The organism is Seonamhaeicola marinus (assembly GCF_008085455.1).
The window spans coordinates 1-245 of record NZ_VSDQ01000341.1 but is presented as its reverse complement, the minus strand read 5'-3'; the positions used below and the strand labels follow the sequence as shown (position 1 = coordinate 245).

Below are 245 nucleotides of genomic sequence, written 5' to 3'. Positions count from 1 at the left end.
CCTTATAAAACCATAGGGCACAAAGATTATTATGATGAATATTCTGAAAGATTAGATAGTGGCGAACTCTTAGACCCTACTAAAATTGAAGTAGCCGATTCTTTAAAGTTTAAAACCCCAAAAGGTAAAATAGTATATGGCGGTGGCGGTATAATTCCTGATGTTTTTGTACCAATAGATAATACGCTACATAATGAAACATTGCAGTATATAGAACAATATCAGTTTTTTGATAACTTTATTTT

General features: G+C 31.0%; 1 pseudogene. It reads left to right on the top strand.

The annotated features are described in order from the left end of the window. Positions 1-245, top strand: a pseudogene (locus FUA24_RS04810) (S41 family peptidase); the annotation flags it as partial.